At 74.7% G+C, this 7,306-nt stretch carries 5 protein-coding genes and 2 pseudogenes; 4 read left to right on the plus strand and 3 right to left on the minus strand.

All coding sequences use genetic code 11. From position 1 onward, the window contains the following. Window positions 1-2: 2 nt before the first annotated feature. Complete coding sequence (locus JNO44_RS42795; RefSeq protein ID WP_205367430.1) at window positions 3-605, minus strand: (2Fe-2S)-binding protein; 603 nt, start codon at window positions 603-605, stop codon at window positions 3-5. Further along, complete coding sequence (locus tag JNO44_RS42800) at window positions 605-1,498, minus strand: FAD binding domain-containing protein (protein ID WP_073449470.1); 894 nt, start codon at window positions 1,496-1,498, stop codon at window positions 605-607. The genes JNO44_RS42795 and JNO44_RS42800 overlap by 1 nt, the downstream gene beginning before the upstream one ends. Before the next feature lie 262 nt (window positions 1,499-1,760). Between JNO44_RS42800 and JNO44_RS42805 the strand changes: the two genes are divergently transcribed. From JNO44_RS42805 to JNO44_RS42815, 3 genes are all read left to right on the plus strand, one after another. Then, a complete protein-coding gene (locus JNO44_RS42805) occupies window positions 1,761-3,482 on the plus strand; it encodes a PucR family transcriptional regulator (RefSeq protein ID WP_205367431.1) in 1,722 nt (573 codons plus the stop codon). A gap of 313 nt (window positions 3,483-3,795) precedes the next feature. Beyond that, window positions 3,796-4,680 carry a hypothetical protein gene (locus JNO44_RS42810; RefSeq protein WP_420882707.1) on the plus strand — a complete coding sequence of 295 codons (885 nt, stop codon included), beginning with the start codon at window positions 3,796-3,798 and terminating at the stop codon, window positions 4,678-4,680. Between the two features lie 328 nt (window positions 4,681-5,008). Further along, entirely contained in the window at window positions 5,009-5,884 is an 876-nt protein-coding gene (locus JNO44_RS42815) for a hypothetical protein (RefSeq protein ID WP_338058588.1), read from the plus strand. 22 nt (window positions 5,885-5,906) lie between these two features. Here JNO44_RS42815 and JNO44_RS42820 read toward each other — a convergent pair. Beyond that, window positions 5,907-6,606: pseudogene (locus JNO44_RS42820) on the minus strand (GntR family transcriptional regulator). Window positions 6,607-6,839: 233 nt separating this feature from the next. Here JNO44_RS42820 and JNO44_RS42825 point away from each other — a divergent pair. Further along, window positions 6,840-7,306: pseudogene (locus tag JNO44_RS42825) on the plus strand (iron-sulfur protein); the annotation flags it as partial.

Raw genomic sequence — 7,306 nt, forward strand, 5'->3', positions numbered from 1 at the left:
CGTCAGACCCCCTCGGGCTCGGACTGGCGGGCCGCGGCCAGGCGCACCGCGTCCATGATCTTCTCGTAGCCGGTGCAGCGGCACAGGTTGCCCGACAGCGCCTCGCGGATGTCCGCGTCGCTCGGGTTCGGGTTGCGCTCCAGGAGCTCGTCGGAGGCGACCAGCAGACCCGGCGTGCAGAAGCCGCACTGCACGGCGCCGGCGTCGATGAACGCCTGCTGGATGGGCGCGAGCGTCGCATGCGGGGAGATGCCGCCCTCGCCGGTCTGCGAGTCGGTGCCCTTGGCGGACCAGCCCTGGGCCTCCTGCAGGGAGGTGCCGCAGGCGCCGCCCTCGTGGCCGCCGCAGGAGCGGTTCTTGGCGAAGTCGGCGAGCCCCTCGACGGTGACGACCTCGCGGCCCTCTACCTGTCCTGCGGCCACCAGGCACGAACACACCGGCACGCCGTCGAGGCGGACGGTGCACGAACCGCACTCGCCCTGCTCACAGGCGTTCTTGGAACCGGGAAGGCCCATCCGCTCGCGCAGCACGTACAGCAGGGACTCGCCCTCCCACACGTCGTCGGCTTCCTGCTTACGGCCGTTGACCGTGAAATTGACGCGCATTACGCGACTCCCTCCGTGCGGGCGGACTGGCCGCGGTAGGACTCCCAGGCCCAGCCGAGCGTGCGGCGGGCCATGATGCCGACCGCGTGACGGCGGTACGAGGCGGTGCCGCGCACGTCGTCGATGGGGTTGCAGGCGGCGGAGCACAGGTCCGCGAACTGCTTGGCGACCGACGGGGTGATGATCTTGCCGTTCTCCCAGAACCCGCCCTCTTCGAGCGCGGCGGCGAGGAAGGCCTCGGCCTCCTTCGCCCGCACGGGGGTGGGTGCGGCCGAACCGATGCCGGTGCGGACCGTACGGGTCTCGGGGTGCAGCGCGATGCCGAAGGCGCACACCGCGATGACCATGGCGTTGCGGGTGCCGACCTTGGAGAACTGCTGCGGGCCGTCGGCCTTGGGCAGGTGCACCGCGCGGATCAGCTCGTCCGCCTGGAGGGCGTTCCGCTTCACGCCGAGGTAGAACTCGTCGATCGGGATCATCCGCACGCCGCGGGCGGCCGACTCGACCTCGACCTCGCAGCCGGAGGAGAGCAGCGCCGGGTGCGCGTCACCGGCCGGGGAGGCGGTGCCGAGGTTGCCGCCGACGCCGCCGCGGTTGCGGATCTGCGGGGAGGCCACGGTGTGCGAGGCCAGGGCCAGGCCCGGCAGCTCGCCCCGCAGGTGCTCCATGATCTTGGTGTACGGGACGGAGGCGCCCAGGCGTACGGTCTTCTCCCCGACCTCCCACTCCCCCAGGTCACCGATCCGGTTCAGGTCGAGCAGGTACTCCGGGCGGCGGTGGTCGAAGTTGATCTCGACCATCACGTCCGTACCGCCCGCGATGGGTACAGCGGTAGGGTGCTCTGCCTTGGCGGCGAGCGCCTCCTCCCAGCTGGCGGGGCGAAGGAAGTCCATGGTTGGCCTCTTCTACGAAATCGGGGCGTTCGCTGCACCTGGTCGGGACCTTCGGACCCTGTCGCCATGGTGCTGTTCATGTCTTGTTAACGCGGTTGGGCTTAGTGAACGCGCCCGGCACCCACCCGGTGCAGTCACTGAAACCATGAAGCGGTTGGCTGGCCACGCCGCCCGTCTTGTAGATTCGAACGAAAGACGAGGGATCAAAACCTCGCGGCATTCCACCGGCAACACGAGACAGCACAGAACGGCGGGCGAGGTCATGCGGCTCCGCGCACTCCTGGACACACATTCTCTGGGCCTGAAGCTCCTCGGGGGCGAGGATGAGCTGGACCGTACCGTCCGTGGCGTGATGACCACCGACCTGCGGGATCCCAGTCGTTACCTCTCCGGCGGCGAGTTGGTCCTCACCGGCCTGGCCTGGCGCCGGGAACCGGAGGACTCCGAGCGGTTCGTCCGCATCCTGGCCGGCGCGGGCGTCGCCGGGCTGGCCGCCGGCGAGGCGGAGCTGGGCGCCATCCCCGACGACCTCGTCCAGGCGTGTGCCCGGCACCGCCTGCCGCTGTTCGCGGTCGACGAGAAGGTCTCCTTCGCCTCGATCACCGAGCACGTCGTCCGGCAGGTCTCCAGCGAACGGGCCGGCGACCTGGCCGCCGTGGTGGACCGGCACCGGCGGCTGATGACCTCCGGGCCGGCCGGCGGCGGCCCCGAGGTGGTCCTGGACCTGCTCGGCTCCGACCTGGACCTGCGGGCCTGGGTGCTCTCCCCCACCGGCCGGCAGATCGCCGGCTCCTCGCTGGCCGGCGCCGGGCCGGAGCTGCCCGCGGAGCTGGGCGCCCGTCTGGCCGGCGAGCACCTGGCCGCCGCCCGGAGCGGCCGCCGCGGCCCGCACCGGATCACGATCGAAAGGGGCGGCGCGCAGCGCCTCGGTGAGGGGGGGCGGCCGGGCGACGGGTGGGACGGGGCCACCTACTCGCTCTTCCCGATCCGCTACGAGGGCCGCGACCTGCGGCAGACGCTGCTCAGCGACTGGCTGCTGGCGGTCGAGGCGGACGCCGGCGACTGGTCCGAGGAGCGCCTGGACCTGCTGCACGGCGTCACCCAGCTGATCGCCGTCGAACGGGACCGCCGGGACGCCGCCCGCACGGTCCGCCGCCGGCTCGCGCAGGAGGTCCTGGAGCTGGTCCAGACCGGTGCCCCGCCGGCCGAGATCGCGGCCCGGTTGCGGGTGGCCGCCCCGGTCCTGCTGCCCGGCCTGGGGGCCGCCCCGCACTGGCAGATCGTGGTGGCCCGGGTCGAGTGGGAGGGCGGCGACGTCCCCGGCGGCCCGGTGGCGCAGAGCCTGTTGGAGGAGGTGCTGGTCGATCCCGGCACGTTCGGCCCCGAGCCCTCGGACCGGATCGCGGTGGCGCACACCGGCGACGAGGCGGTGGCGCTGGTGCCGCTGCCCGCCGTCCCGGAGGACTCCGCCGACGCCGCCACCACGGACGGCCTGCACGCCGACCACCTGCTGCGCGCCATCCACGAGCCGCTCGGCCGCGGCCTGGACGGCGACGGCCGGCTCACCATCGGCGTCAGCGCCTCCGTCCACTCGGCCGAGGGACTGCGCGGCGCCCTGGAGGAGGCCCGGCACGCCCGTCGGGTCGCCGCCGCCCGCCCCGGCCGGGTCTGCGCCGCCGGCCACGAGGAACTGGCCTCGCACGTCCTGCTGCTGCCGTTCGTCCCCGACGACGTGCGCCGGGCCTTCACCGCCCGGCTCCTGGACCCGCTGCGGGACTACGACCGTCGCCACCGGGCCGAGCTGATCCCCACCCTAGAGGCGTTCCTCGACTGCGACGGCTCCTGGACACGCTGCGCCACCCGCCTCCACCTGCACGTCAACACCCTGCGCTACCGGGTGGGCCGGATCGAGCAGCTGACGGGCCGTGACCTCTCGCGCCTGGAGGACAAGCTGGACTTCTTCCTGGCCCTGCGGATGAGCTGACGGCATTTCAGGCGGGCGACGCCGGGCGGGTCGGTGCGGAGCGCGCACCGACCCGCCCGACGCGCACCGCGCGACCGTCACCCCGCCCCGTCCCGGGGTTCCCCCGATCGGGCGGCATCGCGTCGACGCCGTTGCCGCACCGGGCGAACGCTCCGCCCCGCGGCGCCGCCAAACCGCCGCGTATCGGCCACCACGACCGCCTGGCGCGATTGTGAAATCTTTCACCCGCCCCCTTGGCCCGACGACGGGATTCGTGCTGAGATGCGCCCACAGCATCCTGTGTTCCCGCTCAATGGCGCTCGGGGAGGGCACTGTGGCGGATACCGCCATGTCCGGATCCGCGGATCCCGCGGATTCCATGAGGTCCGCGGATCAGGCACCGGTCCCGGCACCACGACCGGGAATCCCACCGGCGGCGACCGGCCCGGCGGGGGACGACCCCCTGGACCGCGCCGTGTGGCGACTGCGCTCCCGAGGCTGCTGGGCCGACGCGGCCGCCCTCCTGGAACCCCGCGCGGCCCGACAGGCACCCGCCGCACTGCGCCGCGCCGCGCTCCTGGTGGAACGCTGCATGTTCACCGCCACCGGCTGGGCCGAGGCCGAGGACGCGCTGCGCACCGCGGAGGCGCTCGCCGGCGACGACGAGGAGCGCGGCGGAGCGGCCTGCGAACGCGGCCAACTCGCCTACACCTCAACGGTGTTGGGCGTCCGCGACCGGGCCGACGAGGCACGTTCGGCGCTGGGCCGGGCCGCCGCGCTGCTCGCCCCGAGTGCGGCCGGCCGCCCGCTGCTGGACTTCCGCCGCGGCCTGATGGCCGAGCACATCGCCGACAGCCCGGACGCCGCCCGCGCCGCCTACCGCCGCGCACACGCCGGCGCCACCGCCCAGGGCGATGCGTTACTGCTCTCCTTCACCTGGCGCCACCTGGCCGGACTCGCCCTGCGCGACGGGGAGTTGGCGGAGGCCCGGCACGGCTTCGCGGAGTCCCTGCGGATCCGCGAGGAGCTGGGCTTCCTGGTCGGCACCGCACCGGCGCTGGCGGCCCTGGCCGATGCCGCACCGGAGGACGAGGCGGTCCGCCTGCGCACCGAGGCCGCCCGCCTGTTCCGCCTCATGGGCGGCGTCCCCACCTGGCTCGCGCACCAGCTCCCCCCGGCCCCTCCGGAGGAGCCGGAGCAGCCGACCGACGCGGCCTAGCGTGCGGGGTCCCGTCCGAACCCCGACCCATCGGACAGGCCCGGGGTTCCCGGCGCCCGGGAGCGGCCCCGGCGGGCGCACCCCGGTCGTCAACCCCCGACCTCGGCCATGCCGCGCGCCGCGACGATTGGCCGGATCCATACCCCTGCCGGCGGCGGATCGGCCGGGCCGAGGGGGCTGGCGGCGGGTGCCCGTCCGCCGACCGGTCGGTAGCGCCACGCACCACCTGCCCCGAGAATGGCCACAAGTCGCACTGCGACCGGGCGGCGCGGCCTGGATGCTGGTCCGGGACCAGCTCCGTTTGGCAAAGCCTGTCAGGAGGCGCACCGTGGCAGGAGTGACCCACACCAGCACCGGAATCGACTGGGGCAAGGCGCATTTCGAGTCGATCTACAACTGCCCTGATCCGCGCCGGTACTTCAGCACGCTGCAACCCCTCGCCTACCAGATCCCGCACCACGGCCAGGCGATCTTCCGCGCGCTGGCCGACGCCCTGCAGCAGCACCGCGGCGACGGCCGACCGCTCCGCGTCGTGGACCTGTGCTGCTCCTACGGGGTCAACGCGGCACTGCTCAACCACCGGGTGACCCTCGACGACCTCTACCACCGCTACGCCGACGCCGGGCGCGACGCACCGGAGGGCGACCGCCTGGCCCAGGAGGACCGGGCCTTCTACGCCGCCCTGCGGCGACCCGGAGCGGCCCGGGTCACCGGCATCGACGCGGCGGAGCGCGCGGTCGGCTACGCCGTGGCGGCCGGCCTGCTCGACCAGGGCTTCGCGGCGAACCTGGAGGCCGACGCGCCCGCCCCGGAGCTGTGCCGGGCACTGGAGGGCACCGACCTGATCACCGTCACCGGCGGCGTCGGCTACATCACCGCGCGCACCTTCGCCCGGCTCTTCGACTGCATCGCCGCGCCGCCCTGGGTCGCCGCGTTCGTGCTGCGCACGGTGTCGTACCGGCCGGTCTCCGCGCTGCTGGCCCGGGCCGGGCTGGTGACCGAGCGGCTCACCACGCGGTCGTTCCGGCAGCGGCGGTTCGCCGACGAGGCCGAGCGACGGGCCGCCCTGGACGCGCTGTCGGCCCGCGGACTGACCGTCGGCGGCAAGGAGGCCGACGGCTTCTACCACGCCGAGCTGTACGTCTCCCGGCCCGCCGCCGATGTCGCGGCGCTGCCGCTGGCGGAGCTGCTGCCGGCCCTCTGAGTCCGCGCCGCGCCCCGCCGTCTCAGTGCGGGTGCCGGGCCGCCGACAGGTGCTCCCGGGCGATCCGCTCGATGACCGCGTGCTCCTGGGCGATCAGCGCGTCGAGCAGCGCGGTGTGCTCGGAGGCGTCGGCCAGCAGCTCGGCCGTGCGGAGCCGGGCACCGCCGCCGGCCGACCACTGCGCACGGCGCAGCAGGTCGCCGGTGACCTGGGTGAGCCGGCGGTTCCCCGGTGAGCGCCATCAGGCCCTGGTGGAAGGCGTGGTCGGCGTCGGCGTACCCGGCCCGGTCGCCCCGGGCCGCGGCGGCCACCCCGTCCTCGGCCAGCGGGCGGAGCTCCTCCCAGCGCTCGGGCGGCACCGCCCGGGCCAGTCGGAGGATCGCGGGCACCTCCCGCATGGTGCGGACCTCGGCGAGCTCGGCGAGGTCGCGGGAGCTGCGCTCGCTGACCGGAAGCCGCGGTGGGCACGACCTCGACGGCGCCCTCCGTGGCGAGCTGCTGCATGGCCTCGCGGACCGGGGTCGCGGAGACGCCGTAGCGCTCGGCGAGGGCCGGCGCGGAGTAGACCTCGCCGGGGAGCAGTTCGCCGGCGGCCAGCGCCTGGCGCAGGGCGTCCAGGACCTGGCGCGCACCGAGTGACGGCGCGGCCGGGGCAGCAGGGGGCCGGGCCCGGGCGCCCGCACCCGGGCGTCCGGCTGCGGCTCCGCTGTGCCCTGCTCCATGGCGTTCCTCCTGCTGGCGTGCTGGGTCCGGGCGGACGACGGGCGTCCGGCGATCGGGTCTCGGGCCCGTCGCCGTCCCGCGTCGTCCGCCGGGCGGACGTGCCGGGCGCCGGGCGACAGGCCATAGCACCATAAGCGCCCGAAGTACCGGTTCACACCTCAGCGGGCACGGGTAGGGATTTCGGATAAGGTAAGGCTTACCTGCCAACGATCGCGATTCGGTGGTCCCCCGCATGCCTCCTGCCGCAGCTGCCGCGCCCGTCGCCCCCGCCGCCCACCCCGCGGCGGACGCCTACGCCCGGCTCGCCGAGGTCTTCCCGGACCTGCGGGTGACGCTCTGGGACGCCACGCCCCCCGAGGGGGACGACTGGCTGGACGCGTCCGCCCTGTTCGCGGACGGGCCGGTGCTGGACGGCTTCCTCGCCGACGAGGCGGCCCGGATCACCCGGGACTACGGGCGCTCCGCCCGGCCCGACGTGGTCGCCGGCTTCGCGCTGCACCGCTACGCCTGGCCGGCCTGCCTGCTGATCACCGTCCCGTGGTTCCTGCACCGCCGGGTGCCGCACATCGCCGCGGGAGACGTCCGCTTCCACCGCGAGCTGCGCCGGATGGCGGTACGCACGGGCTCTTTCGGGTGCCTTCCGGACGACCCGGCGGCGGCCCTGCCGCCGCGGGTGGTGCCGGACGAGGAGGCGCTGCG

The sequence above is a fragment of the Streptomyces noursei genome (genome assembly GCF_016917755.1).
Classification (GTDB): Bacteria; Actinomycetota; Actinomycetes; order Streptomycetales; family Streptomycetaceae; genus Streptomyces; species Streptomyces yunnanensis.

Coding starts and splice junctions, on each gene's coding strand:
- JNO44_RS42795 (WP_205367430.1), bottom strand. CDS start 605: ATGCGCGTCAATTTCACGGTCAACGGCCGTAAGCAGGAAGCCGACGAC.
- JNO44_RS42800 (WP_073449470.1), bottom strand. CDS start 1,498: ATGGACTTCCTTCGCCCCGCCAGCTGGGAGGAGGCGCTCGCCGCCAAG.
- JNO44_RS42805 (WP_205367431.1), top strand. CDS start 1,761: ATGCGGCTCCGCGCACTCCTGGACACACATTCTCTGGGCCTGAAGCTC.